This is a genomic window from Kitasatospora sp. NPDC056651, assembly GCF_042792155.1.
GTDB lineage: Bacteria > Actinomycetota > Actinomycetes > Streptomycetales > Streptomycetaceae > Kitasatospora.
Genome location: NZ_JBHTWX010000099.1, coordinates 1 through 15,962, shown reverse-complemented (window position 1 = coordinate 15,962; position 15,962 = coordinate 1). Strand labels below are relative to the sequence as shown.

The following is a 15,962-nucleotide window of genomic DNA, read 5'->3' as shown; positions in this document are numbered from 1 at the left end:
TCCGGAAGGAACCCGATGCCCAAGCTGGTGGATCACGAGGAGCGGCGGGCCCACATCATCGACGCCCTGCTCCGCTCGGCGGCGAGCAGCGGCCTGCACTCCGTCACCATGCGCTCGGTGGCGGTGGAGGCGGGCGTCTCCGTGCGCCTGGTGCAGTACTACTTCGACACCAAGGAACAGTTGCTCCTCGCCGCCATGACCCGCCTCGCCACCCGCATGGGCGAGCGGGTCCGGCACCGGGTGCGAGCGAGCGGCGCCTCGGGCGACCCGCGCGGCATCATCGAGGCGGTACTACGGGAGGCCGTCCCCACCGACGAGGAGAGCCGCGCCTTCCACCTCGTCTACACCGAGTACGCGGTGCTCTCCGTCACCGACCCGGCGCTGGCAGGACAGGAGTTCCTGGCCGCCCCCAACGAGATGGAAGCCTTCCTGGTCGGGCAGTTGACCGCCGCCCAGCAAGCCGGAACCGCCGACCCGCGACTCGACCCCCGCCAGGAGGCCGTCGTCCTGCTGGCCGTCTCCGCCGGCCTGGGCCTCAGCGTCCTGCTCAACCAGCGGACCGCAGAACAGGCGACCGGGGTGCTGCGGTACCACCTGGGCCGGATCTTCCCCGGCCGAGGCGGTACCGAGACCGACTAGCGGAGCATGGAACGCATGACGCGCCCAGCCGGGGACCCTTCGACGACGGCCGTGTGCAGCTCGCGACCGATCACCTGCCGCCGACCGTCCGGGGCCACGGCGAGTTCCCGGATCACGAACGTCCGGTGTCAGTCTGCGCGACTGAAGGGGCGGCGCCATATCGCCCGGCACCGCCGCAGCGGCATCCCAGGTTGTGACGGTCTCGAACACGGGCGGGCGCCTGCACGGTTCTCCCCTCAGGCGATCAGTTGGGGGTGCCGGTAGCCGCCGGCGAAGGGTCCACCAGTTTCAGGCGGGAGTGCGACGACTCCCCTCCTACGTCGACGCGGCACCCGGCCGGATTCGAGCCTTTGCCAACAGGACGGCTCCGGAGGAAAGTTCGTGGGCCGAACCCTCGGCCTTTGCCTGCTTACGCGAACAACCCGCCGAGATCGAGCCGCACCAGCTCCTCGTTCCGTGCGCAGGCGGCCTCCTGGCCTCACAGCGATCGACGCGGCCGATCCACGGCCGCCTCGTGGCGCCCTGCCTCGGTGCGGACATGCCCCTCGCCCTACGGGCATGCGGCGCAGGCGCCTAGAATGCCCCGCAAGCACTTTGACACCTCAACAGCCACGCACACGTTCAGACGTGCAAAGAAGTCGCAAAGCCACCACATCACCCCAGGTCACGAAGGGTCCTCCCCGCACTCGCGGGGGTCAGCCGTTCGCCTCTGCCAGGATCCTGGGCGCCGCCATGTCCTCCCCGCACTCGCGGGGGTCAGCCGGCCGGGTCGTCCCTGGGAGGGTTCCAGGACGCGTCCTCCCCGCACTCGCGGGGGTCAGCCGCAGAGGTTCGGTGCGCGTCCGGACTACCAGGAGTCCTCCCCGCACTCGCGGGGGTCAGCCGGGCCGCGTGTCCTTCTGGAAGGGTCACTACGGGTCCTCCCCGCACTCGCGGGGGTCAGCCGTAGACGCGCTCCACGTCGCCGGGCAGCGCGAGGTCCTCCCCGCACTCGCGGGGGTCAGCCGCTCGATCAAGGGCCAGCTGCGGGGCCGGCCGCGTCCTCCCCGCACTCGCGGGGGTCAGCCGAAGTGCGGCGCGCTCACCGCGTCGGGGGTGTAGTCCTCCCCGCACTCGCGGGGGTCAGCCGGGGAGGTTCATCCCCGCCACGGCGTCAGCCGGGTCCTCCCCGCACTCGCGGGGGTCAGCCGAACTCACGTGGTGACCACCGACCAAGGGGAGAGTCCTCCCCGCACTCGCGGGGGTCAGCCGGCGGTGGCGACGGCGTGCATCCGCTGCCACTCGTCCTCCCCGCACTCGCGGGGGTCAGCCGGTGACCAGGTAGGCGCTGCCCCCGGCCTTGATGCCCTCCCCGCACTCGCGGGGGTCAGCCGTACGTCTTGTACTGGTCGGGGCTGTCGTGGGTGTCCTCCCCGCACTCGCGGGGGTCAGCCGCACGCGGTCGAGGCCGCCGGTGACTTCCAGTTGTCCTCCCCGCACTCGCGGGGGTCAGCCGACGGTGGTGATCGCTTCCATCACACCGTCCAGGTTCTCCCCGCACTCGCGGGGGTCAGCCGAGGGTCGCGGGCTCCGAGACGACTCGCAGCCAGTTCTCCCCGCACTCGCGGGGCTCCAAGGCTGCTCGCAGCTGAACCCAGACGACACCGTCGCGGCCACCGACCGCTCCTCGCACCCGGCCCCGACGGCGCGGACCTGTGGTGGTCGGGCAGGCACGAGCGCCACGACGGGAACATCCAGGTGCTGTCCGATCCCACGGTCCGGCCGATCGCTCTGGCCGCGTGCCTGCCCGGCGGTGTGGTGCTTCCTCTCCGTCGCGGTGCCTGTCGGAGCTGGACGCCGGGCAGGTCGCCGACCGTCAGTCGAGGCCTTCGATGATGCGGAAGTCGCGCTCGACGCCGCCGGAGAGCGCGGCCAGCGCCTCCTGGTAGGCCTCACTCTCGCGCACCGCGACGGCCTGCTCGAAGCTCTCGAACTCGATCAGGATGGTGCGCTCGGCGATTCCGGCCTCGTATGCGACGACCCGGCCGTCAATGGCGAGGACCCGCCCGCCCCCGGCCTGCACGGCCAGACTGGCCAGCTTGTTGTAGGCGGCCAGCTTCTCCGGGTCTGAAATGGCGCGGTAGACACTGACCCAGTAGCCCTTTGGCACGGAACCCCCAGTGTTCGTAAAAGCACATCTGACTTCGAATACGTCATTCAGTTCGATCGTACCCAACGACGGTACACCAGAGGGTTGTTCGGAGAACGCGCCGGTCAGCCGACCAGGCGGCCACGGCGAGGAACTCGCGGTCGGCATCCTGAACAGCGCACAAGCCAAGCCATATCGGTCTGGGGTTATACGAGTTGGCGGGTCGCTCCGCCGTCGAACTTCGCGCCTTCGCCTCAACTGCCGAAGTCTCTACGGGCGGCGGTGCACTGCTCCGCCATGACGGCAAACCCGGCTTCGTCGTCACCGACCTGTCCGATGCCGGCCTCTTCACCCCCTCGACACGGTCGTGGTGCCCGACGCTCCGCTCCGCCTCCTCACCGACATCAACCGCGGTGACCACATGGCCAACTGGATCCCGAACGAGGCTCTGCCCTCCCTCACCGCGGAGGCCCGAGCCCAGTTACTGCTCACCGAGGGCATCCACTGGATGCTGCAACAGCCCGCCACCCCAGAGCACAACCACTGCTTCATGACCACCGGCTCGCGACTCCGCAAGGCCAACAGTGCCCTGGACACCCGCACACCGGCGCTGTGGATCAGCAACAGCTCCGGGCGCGACGGCCGCGAGTGCCGCAACGCCCCCAAGGTTCGGTTGGCGCTGGGCGGGCAGCCGCCACACATCGCCGGGCTTCGCCTTCGCAACGAGGCCACCAGGTTCCGGAGCTGTAGGAAGCCCTGACCGGGCGGGGCGTCGGCCGCGCGCAGCCAAACAGGCCATGTAGCACCGCAGTTCAAGCCACGCCAGGCGACTGCCGACTCTCCCATCGAAGCACATGGCCGGCCCCTGACACGGAAGGAATACGCCCAGTCGCCGGCCACCACGTCGGGCCGGCCTCGACGCGCGGCACCTACTCGCACCAGACCATGGAGCGTCCGAACCGGTCGTCCAGCCCGCACAGGGGAGGCGAGCCCGACCCGCAGCCCTATGACAGTCTCGGCCCCAACTCGCTTCGGCGGCAACGTCAGCCAGGGCGATGAACAGTCGGCGGTTCGCGCCTTCCGATGCTTCTCGCGGCGCGGGTGATGATCCTGTTCGACGGTCCGGGGGCATGGGAGAGCCTGCCCGCTCGCTCCAACGGGATACCCGGCATCGCTTCGAGAACGTGTTGGCATGCCGGGCGCGGAGAGGGAGGCTATCGAGTCACGCCAGTCAGCCCGCCGACGGCGGATGCGCAAGCGCGGACGTTCATCTCGCCCGCCAGGCATGCGGCACGGTCGCATAAGATGCTCCGCAAGCACTTTGACACCTCAACAGCTACGCGCGCGTACAAAGGAATTGCAAAGCCACCACATCGCCCCAGGTCGCGAAGGTCCTCCCCGCACTCGCGGGGGTCAGCCGGACTCGGGCCGGGCGACCTCCAGGGCGACGCGGTCCTCCCCGCACTCGTGGGGGTCAGCCGGGGTGCAGGGCGCGGGAGGCCGCGTGGGCCTCATTCTCCCCGCACACGCGAGGCCAATAGGGGGCCCGCCAGCACGGCGGGCCCGTCGCCACGAGCGGCTGGCCTATGGCGTCAGGTGGTCGAACTCCCCGGCCTTGACGCCACGTAGGAGGGCGCGGAGCTTGTCGGGCTGTGTGGTGATGATGACGTCGGGATCATCGCTCTCGCGGATCGCGACGGTGCCGTCGGGTACCGCCGCGACGAAAACGCAGTTGACCGACTCGGAACTGTAACTGGACTTCTGCCAGTTGAGAGCTGCCATGGCGATTCCTCTCAGGTGTCCTTCTCGATACGGGCAATGAGATCACGCGACTTCGCGGGGCTGAGGGCGCAGGCTTCCATGAGGTCCAGAACCTTCTGGTACTTCACCAGCTGCGCTTGCGCATCGAGGAACTCGGAGCCGTGATACGTATCAAGCTGAACGGTATCGAGCTGGGGCATGCTCGCGGAACAGTAGACGATGGACTGCCCGGAGCCCGGGAGCGTGCCGGAGCCGAAGGGGATCACAAGCACCGAGATGTTTTCGCGGGTGCTCACCTCGATGAGATGACGGTGCTGTGCGCGGGCCACAGCCGGCCCGCCGAACCCCATCCGCAGTGCCGCTTCGTGAACGATCGCCGTCAGAGGGATTGCCTTCGGGCCATAGATGGCAACCTGTCGTTTGATCCGGTACGACACCCGGTGCTCCACTTCGTGTGGCGCCAGGGGCGGCACGGCGTTGCTGGCCACCGTGCGCGCCTGATCGGCTGTCTGGAGCAGTCCGGGGATGTGAATGACCGAGGCGATTCGCATCGCGGTGGCATGGTGTTCCATTTCGGCAAGATCGAGCATGTTCGGCGGCAGGATGTCGCGATACTCCTCCCACCAGCCTCGAACTCGCCTTCCGGTCATGCCCGCAAGGGCGTCGATCAGGTTCTGGTCCGTACAGGCGTACGCGCGAGCAAACGCGCGGACGCGCTCCGCGCTCACCCCGTACCGGCCTGCTTCGATCCGACTCATGTGGGCCTGCTGCACTCCGACCCGGTTGGCGGCGGCAGTTGAGGTGAGCCCGGCGCTCTCTCGGAGTTTGCGCAGCTCAAACCCAAGACGCTGCTGCCGCAACGTCGGTACATCGCTCGATGCCATCGCGATCTCCTCGTTCACTGTCCCGAGTGATATGGCAAGTGTTCAGTGGACTTCGTGGAAATTATGCCACGACAGCGCTACGGTATGACGCAAGTCAGTTACCAAGAGTGCTGACCGTTGGCTCACCCAGGCCTCAAGGCAGGAGACTTCCATGACTGCTGTGCCCACGCAAAGTTCCCTCCCCGCCACGCCTCGGCCGTCCACCGACGCGGCCTTCGACCAGGAGTTGTGCGGGCTCGTGCTCGACACCGCGCCCCGGCTCTTCGCCATCGTCCAGGTGTGCGGCGAAGGCCTCGCGGACGCCGACGGGTGGGTCGCCGCCTGGGGATTCGCCGACGACAGCGGCTCGACCTACATCACCGGCATCGACGGGTACACCCGGATGACCCTCACCTCCCCCGAACGGGCCGTCCACCACTTCTCCCGCCAGCCGGGGATCACCGCCCGCCTGGTCTGGCTCGCCCAACCGACCGCCGCCGCCACGGACCGCGCCAAAGCCGCCTGACGCCGGATCACCCCTCGCCCAACCGGTCGTACTGCGCCAGGAACTCGGCCCCCGCCGCCGCGTCCGGCGCGAGCTCCAACGCCGCGGCGACGTGCTCCCGAGCCCGCCGGTCCCCGACCATCCCGTAGACCATCGCCAGCGCTCCGTGCCCGTAGAAGTCGAGCCCCTCGACAGCGGCCAGGCTCTCGGCCGGCCACAAGGCCTCGGCCGCGTTCCCGGCGCTGACCTCCGCCTGCACCACGCAGCGCAGCACGTCCGGGTTGTTGGGGCTCCTCCGGTACAGCGACCGAAGCTCCCGAACCGCGCCGTGGACCTCCGCCGGGTCGGCGGCCACGGCGAGCAGCCGGTCGGGGTTCGGCTCGACGGCGGGTGGGACCGACCGCCACTGGCCGAGGTGTTCGGATCCGGGAGCGGCCTCCTCCAGCGCCAGCAGCGCCCGGTGCCACTGCGCCTCGGCTCCCGCGTGGTGAGCCGCCGCCACGAGGAGCTCCAGCGCCTGTTCGTGACCGGGATGGAGATCACAGGCCCGCTCCAGGGCACTCACCACGTCCGGCCAGTCCACACCGCTGCGCGGGACCGCCGCCAGCTGGTACAGCACCCTCGCCAGGGCAAGGTACTCCGTCGCTCCGGCGTCGTCGGCGGCGGCCAGTGCGGCGAGCAATCCCGCCTGCTGCCGCAGGAGTTCCACTCCCGCCTCATGCCACCGCAGCCAGGCCTGGACGTCGACGAGCTGCCGCTCGGCCGCTACGTGCCCGGGGTGGGCCGCGAGGACGCGCTCCAGTTCCCGCGCCGCCCGGTCCACGCTGCCGATGCGGATGTACACGTTGGCGAGGTCGCACCGCACGGCAGGGTCCTCCACCCCCTCGTCCGCCAGGAACTCCAACACCGGTACGGCCTCGTCGAATTGCCCCGTGACGAGGTAGGCCGACGCCAACGCGTGCAGGTCCCCCACCACCACGCCCCCCGCCGGCGCGTCGGCCGACAGCGCCAGGTCCTTCAGGGTGGCCAGCCCCTCCCCGTCCGGTGCGACGACGAACTGCTCGAAGAACGCCAGGACTTCGGGGCGCGTGCCGTCCCCCCGGTACTGCGGATCCCAGTAGATGCTCGGCTCACTGTTCACCCGGACCTCCCCAGCCTCGCGTTCCCCGGCCTCGCGCTATCCAGCCTCGTGCTCCCCAGCCTCGCGTTCCCCGGCTTCGTGCTATCCAGCCTCGTGCTCCCCGCGTGGCCCACCCGGGTTCCCCACCGTCTCACCCGGCACTGACAAGCCGGTCCGCCGCCTCGCGCGCCTCGCCGTGGAACACCTGCCGCGTGTGCCACTCCCGGTGCCGGTCCGCGACCGGCGGAAGGCCCCGCTGCGGGCCGAGGACCGGGCGCCCGGACAGGTCCAGGACGTGCCGCCGACTGGCTTCGCTGCGGCCGACGAAACGTCGCGACACGAGGATGCGGTGCCCCTCCCCCAACCCCAACACGCCCTTGTCGAACAGCTTGTGGTGCAGCGAGCACAGGCACAGCCCGTTGTCGACCTCGTCCGGCCCCTCGTGCGACCACCACCGCACGTGCGCGGCCTCCAGCCCGACCGTGCTCCCCCCGATGGCCCCGTCGTAGCCGCAGAAGGCGCACTGGAACTCATAGGCGGTGAGTATCTGTTCACGCATGCGCCGGTCCCGCTGCCGCCGGGCCACCACGGCGGCCCCGGTCCCGGCCTGCTCCGGATCCAGGCCGACCGCCTCGCAGAGGTCGGCGTGCAGCGACGCCGGGAAGTGCGCGTCCAGCAGCACCCTGGCCATCCGCCCCAGCAGCGCCGGCTCCTCGCCGAGCGCCATCCGCAGACCGGGGGCCAGCCGCCCGGTGGCCCCGCTCGACCGGAGCACCCCGATCCCGCTGCCGGGGCTGCCCGGCCCGGCAGCGGTCCACACCTCCCACACCCCGTCGTTGACCAGGTGGTGGAACGGGTACGCCGGGGTCGTCGGGTTCGCCGGGCCGTACTCGGCCAGCAGCCGCTTCAACTCCTCCTCCACGGCGCTGTACCGCAGTTCGTACGCCGTATCCTGCTGGTAGCTGCCCAGCGCGTACAACAGCAGCAACGGCTTGTGCGGCGCGCGCACGCCGTGCTTCGTCCAACGCTTCAGCCCCGCCACCCGATCGAGCCAGTCCATGCCCGTCAGCGTAGGCCGTGCGGTGCGCTGAAGTGCCCGCACCCACCGCCCGATCCTCTGCGCGGAAAGTCGGCCCGCCCGACTTCCCGCGCAGAGGAGCTCCCAAGGCACGGCAGCAACGGAGATACGGCTGGTCAGACGGCGACGAATCGCCGGTCGCCGTCCCCGGCGATGATGCGGCCGAAGCGCATGCCGGGGAAGTGCGAGGCGACCAGCAGGTCGTCCGTGTCGGCGGCCTCGTCGGCGATGCGGTTGCGCACGGCGGAGGCGGCGGCGGGGTCGATGTCCCAGACCACCTGCCAGTCGCGCTCGCTGAACTGGACCACCGAGTGGGCCACGTCCCCGAGCAGCAGGGCGCGGCGCCCGCCGGAGGAGACCACGTACACGGTCGTGCCGGGGGTGTGGCCGGGCAGGTGGAGGGCGTCGACACCGGGAACGGGAGTGAAGTCGCCTTCGAACAGCTCCAGTTGGCTGCCGAGCGGGGTGAGCTTGTCGACCGCCTGGGGCCAGGCGGTGTCGCCCGTCACGAAGTGCTCCCAGTCGGCACGGTGGGCGCGGTAGGTGGCACGGGGGAAGACGGGCCGGCCGTCGACGGCCGCCCAGCCGATGTGGTCGAAGTGCAGGTGGGTGAAGAGCACATCGGTCACGTCGCCGGGGGCGACACCGTGGGCGGCGAGCGAGTCGAGCAACCGGCCCCCGCGGTACTTCCCGTCGTCGAACGGCCCGATTCCGGCGTCGACCAGGACGGTCCGCTCCCCGCTGCGTACGAGGAAGCCGCCCAGGGGCAGTTCGAGGCTCCCGTCCGCGTCCCGGTGGTGGCCGTGGCAGGCCCACGGGTCGTCGACGCCGGGACGGGTGAGGATCTCGGCGGCGACCTCGCTGCCCTCCCCGTCCATGACCGCCAGAACCTCGATGTCGCCGATCTTCACGTTCGCCCTCCCATAGCCGATCGTCGTGGGCCCGCACCGAACCGGACAGCCGTTCGTGGGCCGTCGGCTGCAACCGCCGTCGGCGGCGGGGGATTCCCGAGCACGGGCGAAGGGGTCCGCCGAGGCGTCAGCCCCGCTGCACGGTGACCCGGTCCACCGCCGTGCCGTCCTCGGTGAGCGAGCGCACCTCCATCCGGGCGGGCCTGCCGGCGACGGCGGGGGCCACGTCGACCGCGACCAGGCAGTAGCCGGTGTAACGGACCCTGGACCAGGTGACCTTGACCGTCTGGTTCTGCCCGCTCCGGTCGGCGACCACCATGGGGACGGACTTGTCGTTGGCGGTCTCGTGCCCGAGGTAGGTGTCGGCGGCCGGGAAGGAGTAGAGCCCGCCGCCGCCACCGCCCGCGACGACGTAGGTGGTGCCGTCCTTCACCGGGTTCACGGTGTCGCCGGAGGCGACCTTGCGGGTCGCCTTGCCGGCCCGGATGGGATCGGTCCGCTCGTAGACGTGGTTGTGGCCGCTGAGCACCAGGTCCACCTGGTACTTGTCGAACAAGGGGGCCCAGTCCTGTTGCGCGCCGAGTTCGGCCCCGTTGTCGTGGCAGGTGGAGTAGGTGCACTGGTGCAGGTAGACGACGATGAAGTCGATGCCGGAGTCGGCGCGCAGCGCGGCGAGCCGGCTCTCCAGCCACTTCTTCTGCTTGCCCTTGGTGTGGTCGAGGTTGGCCGGGGTGTTGAAGCAGACGTCGTTGCCGTCGAGGCTGATCAGGCCGACGTTCTGGTACTGCCAGGAGTAGATGCCGGTGGACTGGTTCCAGGCGTTGTCGGGAGTCGTGAACCGGGCGCGCATGCCCCCGTAGCCGTCGGTCCCGTACCACGGCTCCATCTCGTGGTTGCCGATCGCCGGCATCCACGGGGTCCGGGAGGCGACGGGGTCGTTCTGCACGAAGAAGGAGTCCCAGAGGCGGGCGTCGTACGCGTCGCTGGTCTTGCCGCTGCCGCCGGCGTTGGCGTATGAGAGGTCGCCCATGTGGAGGTGGAAGGCGGGGTCGAGTCCGGCGATCAGGTTGCCGGTGGCGGCCGCGTTGTACCCGATGCCCTGGTCGCCGAAGGCCGTGAAGGTGAACCCGGCGCCGCGGCCGGGGGCGGGCGCGGTGCGGAAGCTCGCCACGTCGCCGAGCCGGGCGCCCTGGCCGGCCGGGTCGTGGCCCTGGTGGCCCACGACGTAGTAGTAGGTGGTGTCCGGGATCAGCTGGTCCAGCCGAGCGTGCAGGTAGTACTGGGTGACGGTGGTGGGCTTGACCAGGGGCTGGTCCTCGACCGGGTGCTGCCAGGAGAGCTTGCTGACCAGCGCGCGGACCTCGGCCGCGATCGGGGCGCCGAAGTCACCGGGCTGGACACCGAGCCGGACGAAGGGGGCGGTCACCGCGTCCGGCACCTGCCAGGAGACGACGACCTGCCGGGAGGGGTCGGCCCCGAAGGCGAGGTGTCGGCCGAAGGGCCGCAGCGCCGACCCGGCGGTGCGTTCACCGCGAGGCACGGGGACGGTCGGGGCGGAGAGGGCGGTCGGGGTGGCGGGGAGCGCCGGGGCGGCCAGCGCGGTACCGGGCAGCAGGAGGCCGCCGGCCGCGAGGGCCGCTCCGCCCGCCGTGCCGGCTCGGAGGAGGTCACGTCGGGAGGGCCGGGAGGTCTTGGTCTCGGACTCGTTCTCGGACATGACATCAAGTTAGGAAACTTCCCTAACCTTTGACAAGGGGTTCGGCATCACCGGGCGACCGTTCGACTCCCCTCTGTCGGAGGCGAGTTGAAGAGAACGGGAGGCCCCGAGAACGCCGGAGCCCGCCGCGCCGAGCGGCGCGGCGGGCCTCATCGCCGTCGACTACCGTCGGGCGGCGGCCAGTCGGCTGTTCTCGTCCTCGCCCTGGTCGTCGTCGTCCGCCCAGCCGTCGCTGCGGTCGCGGTAGAGCGTGAAGCGGTCGTACAGCACCGGCGTCGGGAGCGGGTTGGCGGCGGTGGCCGGCACCGAGTGGTAGTAGCTGACGGTGATGGTGGTGCGGCCGCCGGGCAGCAGGCCCGGGTCGACGTCGAACACCGCGACGCCGTACGGGTATTCGGTGTCCGGGTCGGTGACCGCCGACCAGTGGGCCTTCTCCTTGGCGTCCGGGTCGGCCTTGTAGGTGAGGCGCTGGGTGCGGACGAAGCCCTCGCGGACGCCGTCGGCGCCGGCGGGCAGGTAGACGTCGTCGTGCCCGGCGGTGCCGCCGCCGCCCAGGATGAGGTGGACGGTGCCCTCGGAGGTGTCGATCTGCCGCAGGTCGTCGGCGGCGACGGCCGGGGTGAGCAGACCGCCGGGGGCGGTGCCGCGCACGGGGTGGGTGCGCTCGTAGTCGTGGTCGTGGCCCGCCAGGACGAGGTCGACGCTGTGGCGGTCGAGCAGCGGCAGCAGCTTCTCCCGGATGCCCATGTCGCCACCGTGGCTGGCGGCCGAGGTGGACATCGCGAACTGGTGCAGGTAGACCACGATCCAGTCCACCGTTCGGCCGGCCCGGGCGCGCGACAGCAGGCGGTCCAGCCAGCGGAGTTGGGCGCCCTCGCTGTAGCCGCTGATGTAGACGGACTGCCCGGTGGCCGGGTCGATGCTGGCGTCGTCCTCGACCGCGATCTCGTTGCCGTCCAGGCTCACGAAGAGCACCGAACCGACCTGGAAGCCGTACCAGTTGCCACAGTGGTCGCGGGTGCCGTTGTCCGGCAGCTCGAAGCGGGTGAGGTACGAGGCGTAGCCGAGGTCGCCGCCGCCGGCCTCGACCTCGTGGTTGCCGGGGGTGGGCATCCACGGGCGGTTGGCCGCCGACCTGGCCATGTTGTTCATGAACGCGTTCCAGGCCTGCGGCTGGAGCTGCGGGTTGTTGTTGGCGTACGCGAGGTCGCCGTTGAGCAGGTGGAACAGCGGGTTGAACTGCTCGACCTGCCGGACGGCGGCGGCGCCGTGGACGGACGACTTCTTGAACACGTTGTCGCCGGTGCCGAGGTCGCCGAAGCTGGTGAAGCGGAACGCGGCGCGGCCGCGCGCCGGGGCGGTGCGGAAGGTGCCGCGCACCGGCTGGGTGCCGTCGTGCAGCACCTCGTAGACGTAGGTGGTGTCGGGGCGCAGGCCGTCCAGGCGGGCGTGGTGGGTGAAGGTCTCGACCTTGTTGAGGCCGTCGACGTAGCTGCGGCTGCGCGCGTCGACGGTGCGGCCGGCGCCGCCGCGCGGGGTTCCGATCCGGACCCGGGGACGGCTGACCGAGGCGGCCGTGGCCCAGGAGACGGTCATCTCGCGGGAGGGCTCACGGCCCCACTGGAGGTGGATCTGCTCCGGGCCGGGGGTGCCGGCCACCGCGGGCTGCGTCCACAGCAGGGTGGACGCGGGCAGCGCGGCGAGCGCGCCGACCGCCGTCCCCGTGCGAAGGACCGTTCTGCGAGAAGGTTGTGCCACCACTGCCGCCTCCTGGGCTCGGGGGATCGCCCAGGAGGCTCCCAGCCGAACCGCACGGCCGGATCACACCGAGCCGTGCGGACGGCGAACGACAGCGGAACGGCGGATGTCCGGGAACCCTCGGTACACGGCCTTCGGGCCGTCGGCATCCGGCCCCGGTCGGGGACTCAGCCGGAGGCCTTCTCCCTGATCAGCCGGGCGGCGAGCAGCCCGGAGGCCGCGGTGAGCACGGCCGCCGCCACGATGGTGGCGCCCAGGCCGAGCGCGTCGGCGAGCACACCGGCCAGCAGGGCCCCGGCCGCGTAGCCGATGTCGCGCCAGAACCGGTAGGTGCCGAGGGCGTTGGCGCGCCGGCCGGGGTGGGCGTGGTCGGAGACGGAGGCGATCAGCGCCGGGTAGACCATCGCGGTGCCGAGCCCGAGCAGCACCGCCGAGGCGATGCCGGCCAGGAGCGGCCGGTCGAGCAGCGGCAGGGCGAGGCCCAGGCCGACGGCCTGCACCAGCATGCCGGTGACGATCAGCGGCTTGCGGCCCATCCGGTCGGCCAGGTGGCCGGTGGGGATCTGGCCGAAGCCCCAGAGCAGCGGGTACAGCCCCTTGATCAGGCCGATCGCGGCGAGGCCCAGTCCGTGGTCGGTGAACAGCAGCGGGAAGACGCCCCAGGTGAGGCCGTCGTTGAGGTTGTTCACCAGGCCGGCCTGGCTGGCGCCGCGCAGCGAGCGGTCCTTCCAGGAGGTGTGCAGGAAGGTCTGCCAGAGACCTGCCGGCTCCCCCGGCGGCTCCCCGGTCAGCTCCCCGGGCGACTTCCCGGGCGCGCGCTCGCGGTGCTGGGCGAGCTCCAGCGCGACGTGCGCCGCCGTGTCGCGGACGACCAGGGAGAGCGCGAGTCCGGCGACGAGGAAGACGACGCCGATCAGCTCGGGCGTCGGCCGGAGCCCGTACGAGGTGGCGAGGTAGCCGGTGATCAGCGCGGTCGCGCCGAGCGAGGCGTAGCCGGCCGCCTCGTTGAGGCCGGTGGCGAGCCCGCGCCGCGCCGGGCCGACCAGGTCGATCTTCATGTTGACGGTCATCGACCAGGTGAGGCCCTGGTTGATGCCGAGCAGCACGTTGGCGGCCACGATCCAGCCCCAGGACGGCGCCCAGGCGAGGGCGAAGGGGACCGGAATGCCGACGAGCCAGCCCGCCACGAGCAGCTGCTTGCGGCGGAAGCGGGCGGTCAGCGCCCCGGCGGCGAGGTTGGTCAGGGCCTTGGTGACGCCGAAGGCGATGATGAAGGAGAAGACGGCGAGGTCGCTGGCGAGGTGGAAGACCTCGGAGCCGATCAGCGGCACGGTGGTGCGCTCCAGCCCGACCAGGCCGCCGACGGTGGCGGTGACCACGACCAGCAGGGTGAACTGGAGCCGGTTCTCCCGCAGGCCGAGCCGCACCGGGCGAGCCGGGCGACGGACCGGCCGAGCCGGGCCGGCCGTCTCCTGGCCGGACGCCTGCCGGTCGGACGCCTCCTGGCCAGACGCCTCCGGGGTCGCTGTGTTCATCGGTCCTCCTGTGACGACGAGGGTGCGGCCGGTGCCTGGTCGCGGCAGCCGGCGCGCCACCAACAATATTCCATGGATTTATGGAAGATGGCCGCCGAGCTCGAACCCGTGATCACGTCGGGCGCCGGTACGCTATTCCATGGAACCTTGGACGATGCGGCCCGACGGCCGTCGAACGGAGGCACCCACGATGGCCAAGACCGAGGCGAAGGCCCGGCTCTACGACGCGTTCGCGGCCAGCGGCAAGGCCCTGGCCAGCGGAAAGCGGCTGGAGCTGCTCGACCTGCTCGCCCAGGGCGAGCGCACCGTGGACGCCCTGGCCAAGGCCGCCGGACTGAACCTGACCACCGCCTCCGCCCACCTCCAGGCGCTCAAGCAGGCCGGCTTCGTCGCCACCCGCCGCGAGGGCGTCCGCATCCACTACCGGCTCTCCGGCCCGGACGTCGGCGAGCTGCTCGCCCTGCTGCGCAAGGTCGCCGAGCGCCACCAGGCCTCGGTGCCGCCCGCCCTCGACGCCTACCTGGGGGACGACGGCGCCCGGGAGGTCGGCCACGACGAGCTGCGCAGCCGCGCCGAAGCCGGCGAGGTGGTGGTGCTGGACGTGCGCCCGGCGGAGGAGTACCTGGCCGGACACATCCCCGGCGCGCTCTCCATCCCGGTCGACGAGCTGACCGAGCGGCTGGACGAGCTGCCCGCCGACACCGAGGTGGTCGTCTACTGCCGCGGCGAGTACTGCGTCCTGGCGTACGACGCGGTCCGGCTGCTCACCGCCCGCGGGCTCCGGGCGGTCAGGCTCAACGACGGCATGCTGGAGTGGCGGCTGGCGGACCTCCCGGTAGCCTCCGGGATCTGAACTTCAGCGTGACCCCTCACAGTTGACGCTTGATCAGACCCCCGAAGAGGGCTGCCACCGACCTCCGGGGACACTCCCCGGTGCGGCCGGTCGGGCGCCGGCGGTGCGCCCGACCCGTGCCCCGGCCCGTACTCCGGCCGCAGTCCGCCCGCTCGCGCACGGCCCGCGCGTGTGCCCTGCGCCCGGCGCGTGCGACGCCCGGTGGCCGGCCCGGTCGACGGCTGTCGGGGGCGGATGACGAGGGTGACGGCCGATCGGCCGCGGGCCGCCGGGGTGGTACCGGGCCGCCGCCCGGGTGACCTGTCGGACGTGTCGCCGCCGGATCGCCCGACCCGACGTGCATGGGTGGGAGTGCGCCGTCCGCGGACGGCGCCAGTCCTGTCCCCCAGCCTGAGAGCCGCCCATGCCTCCCACCGCCCCCCACCTGCGCCGCATCGTCCCGACCGCGCTCTGCGCCCTGACCGTGGCCCTCGCCGCCGCCCCAGCGGCCCACGCCGCACCACCAGGCCGCGACGGCGGGTCCGACCCCGGAAGGGCGGACGGCGGCCGGTACGACTGGGACCGCGTGGCGGACTGCGAAAGCAGCGGTAACTGGCGCGTCAACACCGGCAACGGTTACTACGGCGGCCTCCAGTTCGACCAGCCGACCTGGCGCGAGAACGGCGGCCTCGACTACGCCCCGCGAGCCGACCTCGCCACCCGCGAGGACCAGATCGCCGTTGCCGAGCGCCTCGCCGACCGCCGCGGGCTCTCCCCCTGGCCCGCCTGCGGCGCCCGCGCCGCCCACGGCCAGGGCCGCGAGGCCGCCCCGCCTCCCCCGGCCGCTCCCCACCACGCCGGGTCCCACCACACCGCGCACCACGCCGCGGCCGTCACCGATGAGGAGGACGGCACCTGGACCGTCCGGAAGAACGACACCCTGGACGACCTCGCCGAGCGCCTCGACATCGCCGGCGGCTGGCCCGCGCTCTACGACCTCAACCGCGAGACCATCGGCGAGGACCCGAACCTGATCCTGCCCGGCCAGGTCCTCGACCTCCCGTCCTGACCGCCCCCGTCCCCCACCCCGCCGCCGCCCGCGCCCTCCCCAGCGC

At 71.7% G+C, this 15,962-nt stretch carries 13 protein-coding genes, 1 pseudogene and 1 CRISPR repeat array; of the genes and pseudogenes, 5 read left to right on the top strand and 9 right to left on the bottom strand.

Translation table 11 applies throughout. From position 1 onward, the window contains the following. Window positions 1–15 precede the first annotated feature (15 nt). A complete protein-coding gene (locus tag ACFRAR_RS29850; protein WP_380701778.1) occupies window positions 16–639 on the top strand; it encodes a TetR/AcrR family transcriptional regulator in 624 nt (207 codons plus the stop codon). Window positions 640–1,312: 673 nt separating this feature from the next. Then, window positions 1,313–2,256: a CRISPR direct-repeat array (repeat unit 29 nt; unit sequence GTCCTCCCCGCACTCGCGGGGGTCAGCCG). Between the two features lie 238 nt (window positions 2,257–2,494). Here the strand turns inward: ACFRAR_RS29850 and ACFRAR_RS29845 are convergent. After that, window positions 2,495–2,788, bottom strand: a complete 294-nt coding sequence (locus tag ACFRAR_RS29845; protein ID WP_380701776.1) for a DUF1330 domain-containing protein — start codon at window positions 2,786–2,788, stop codon at window positions 2,495–2,497. A gap of 173 nt (window positions 2,789–2,961) precedes the next feature. Between ACFRAR_RS29845 and ACFRAR_RS29840 the strand changes: the two are divergent. Next, window positions 2,962–3,570 (top strand): annotated as a pseudogene (locus ACFRAR_RS29840) (DUF5701 family protein). A 781-nt stretch (window positions 3,571–4,351) separates the two neighbouring features. On the opposite strand, the gene ACFRAR_RS29835 reads toward ACFRAR_RS29840, so the two are convergent. Both ACFRAR_RS29835 and ACFRAR_RS29830 read right to left on the bottom strand, forming a co-directional pair. Continuing rightward, on the bottom strand, window positions 4,352–4,549 hold the full coding sequence (locus ACFRAR_RS29835; protein WP_380701774.1) for a DUF397 domain-containing protein: 198 nt from the start codon (window positions 4,547–4,549) through the stop codon (window positions 4,352–4,354). 11 nt (window positions 4,550–4,560) lie between these two features. Continuing rightward, the gene (locus tag ACFRAR_RS29830; RefSeq protein WP_380701806.1) at window positions 4,561–5,412 is read right to left on the bottom strand and encodes a helix-turn-helix domain-containing protein; all 852 of its coding nucleotides are present in this window, start codon (window positions 5,410–5,412) and stop codon (window positions 4,561–4,563) included. Window positions 5,413–5,563: 151 nt separating this feature from the next. Between ACFRAR_RS29830 and ACFRAR_RS29825 the strand changes: the two genes are divergently transcribed. Next, entirely contained in the window at window positions 5,564–5,917 is a 354-nt protein-coding gene (locus ACFRAR_RS29825) for a hypothetical protein (RefSeq protein ID WP_380701772.1), read from the top strand. Between the two features lie 7 nt (window positions 5,918–5,924). Here ACFRAR_RS29825 and ACFRAR_RS29820 read toward each other — a convergent pair whose 3' ends face one another. The 6 genes from ACFRAR_RS29820 to ACFRAR_RS29795 form a co-directional block, all read right to left on the bottom strand. After that, window positions 5,925–7,037, bottom strand: coding sequence for a tetratricopeptide repeat protein (locus ACFRAR_RS29820; protein WP_380701770.1), 1,113 nt, complete (start codon window positions 7,035–7,037; stop codon window positions 5,925–5,927). Window positions 7,038–7,167: 130 nt separating this feature from the next. Next, on the bottom strand, window positions 7,168–8,076 hold the full coding sequence (locus ACFRAR_RS29815; protein WP_380701768.1) for a phosphorothioated DNA-binding restriction endonuclease: 909 nt from the start codon (window positions 8,074–8,076) through the stop codon (window positions 7,168–7,170). A gap of 134 nt (window positions 8,077–8,210) precedes the next feature. Further along, entirely contained in the window at window positions 8,211–9,005 is a 795-nt protein-coding gene (locus ACFRAR_RS29810; RefSeq protein ID WP_380701766.1) for an MBL fold metallo-hydrolase, read from the bottom strand. Window positions 9,006–9,132: 127 nt separating this feature from the next. Beyond that, complete coding sequence (locus tag ACFRAR_RS29805) at window positions 9,133–10,722, bottom strand: purple acid phosphatase family protein (RefSeq protein ID WP_380701764.1); 1,590 nt, start codon at window positions 10,720–10,722, stop codon at window positions 9,133–9,135. Between the two features lie 162 nt (window positions 10,723–10,884). Next, complete coding sequence (locus tag ACFRAR_RS29800; RefSeq protein ID WP_380701762.1) at window positions 10,885–12,480, bottom strand: purple acid phosphatase family protein; 1,596 nt, start codon at window positions 12,478–12,480, stop codon at window positions 10,885–10,887. 167 nt (window positions 12,481–12,647) lie between these two features. Next, window positions 12,648–14,015, bottom strand: a complete 1,368-nt coding sequence (locus ACFRAR_RS29795) for an MFS transporter (RefSeq protein WP_380701760.1) — start codon at window positions 14,013–14,015, stop codon at window positions 12,648–12,650. 190 nt (window positions 14,016–14,205) lie between these two features. On the opposite strand from ACFRAR_RS29795, the gene ACFRAR_RS29790 reads away from it, so the two are divergent. Next, window positions 14,206–14,868: an ArsR/SmtB family transcription factor gene (locus tag ACFRAR_RS29790; protein ID WP_380701758.1), complete on the top strand. Its 663-nt coding sequence runs from the start codon at window positions 14,206–14,208 to the stop codon at window positions 14,866–14,868. 403 nt (window positions 14,869–15,271) lie between these two features. Further along, a complete protein-coding gene (locus ACFRAR_RS29785) occupies window positions 15,272–15,916 on the top strand; it encodes a transglycosylase family protein (protein ID WP_380701756.1) in 645 nt (214 codons plus the stop codon). Window positions 15,917–15,962: the final 46 nt, after the last annotated feature.

Bases quoted from the DNA above. Each gene is read 5' to 3' on its own strand.
- ACFRAR_RS29835 (WP_380701774.1), bottom strand. From the start codon at position 4,549: ATGGCAGCTCTCAACTGGCAGAAGTCCAGTTACAGTTCCGAGTCGGTC.
- ACFRAR_RS29815 (WP_380701768.1), bottom strand. From the start codon at position 8,076: ATGGACTGGCTCGATCGGGTGGCGGGGCTGAAGCGTTGGACGAAGCAC.
- ACFRAR_RS29850 (WP_380701778.1), top strand. From the start codon at position 16: ATGCCCAAGCTGGTGGATCACGAGGAGCGGCGGGCCCACATCATCGAC.
- ACFRAR_RS29830 (WP_380701806.1), bottom strand. From the start codon at position 5,412: ATGGCATCGAGCGATGTACCGACGTTGCGGCAGCAGCGTCTTGGGTTT.
- ACFRAR_RS29825 (WP_380701772.1), top strand. From the start codon at position 5,564: ATGACTGCTGTGCCCACGCAAAGTTCCCTCCCCGCCACGCCTCGGCCG.
- ACFRAR_RS29795 (WP_380701760.1), bottom strand. From the start codon at position 14,015: ATGAACACAGCGACCCCGGAGGCGTCTGGCCAGGAGGCGTCCGACCGG.
- ACFRAR_RS29790 (WP_380701758.1), top strand. From the start codon at position 14,206: ATGGCCAAGACCGAGGCGAAGGCCCGGCTCTACGACGCGTTCGCGGCC.
- ACFRAR_RS29785 (WP_380701756.1), top strand. From the start codon at position 15,272: ATGCCTCCCACCGCCCCCCACCTGCGCCGCATCGTCCCGACCGCGCTC.
- ACFRAR_RS29805 (WP_380701764.1), bottom strand. From the start codon at position 10,722: ATGTCCGAGAACGAGTCCGAGACCAAGACCTCCCGGCCCTCCCGACGT.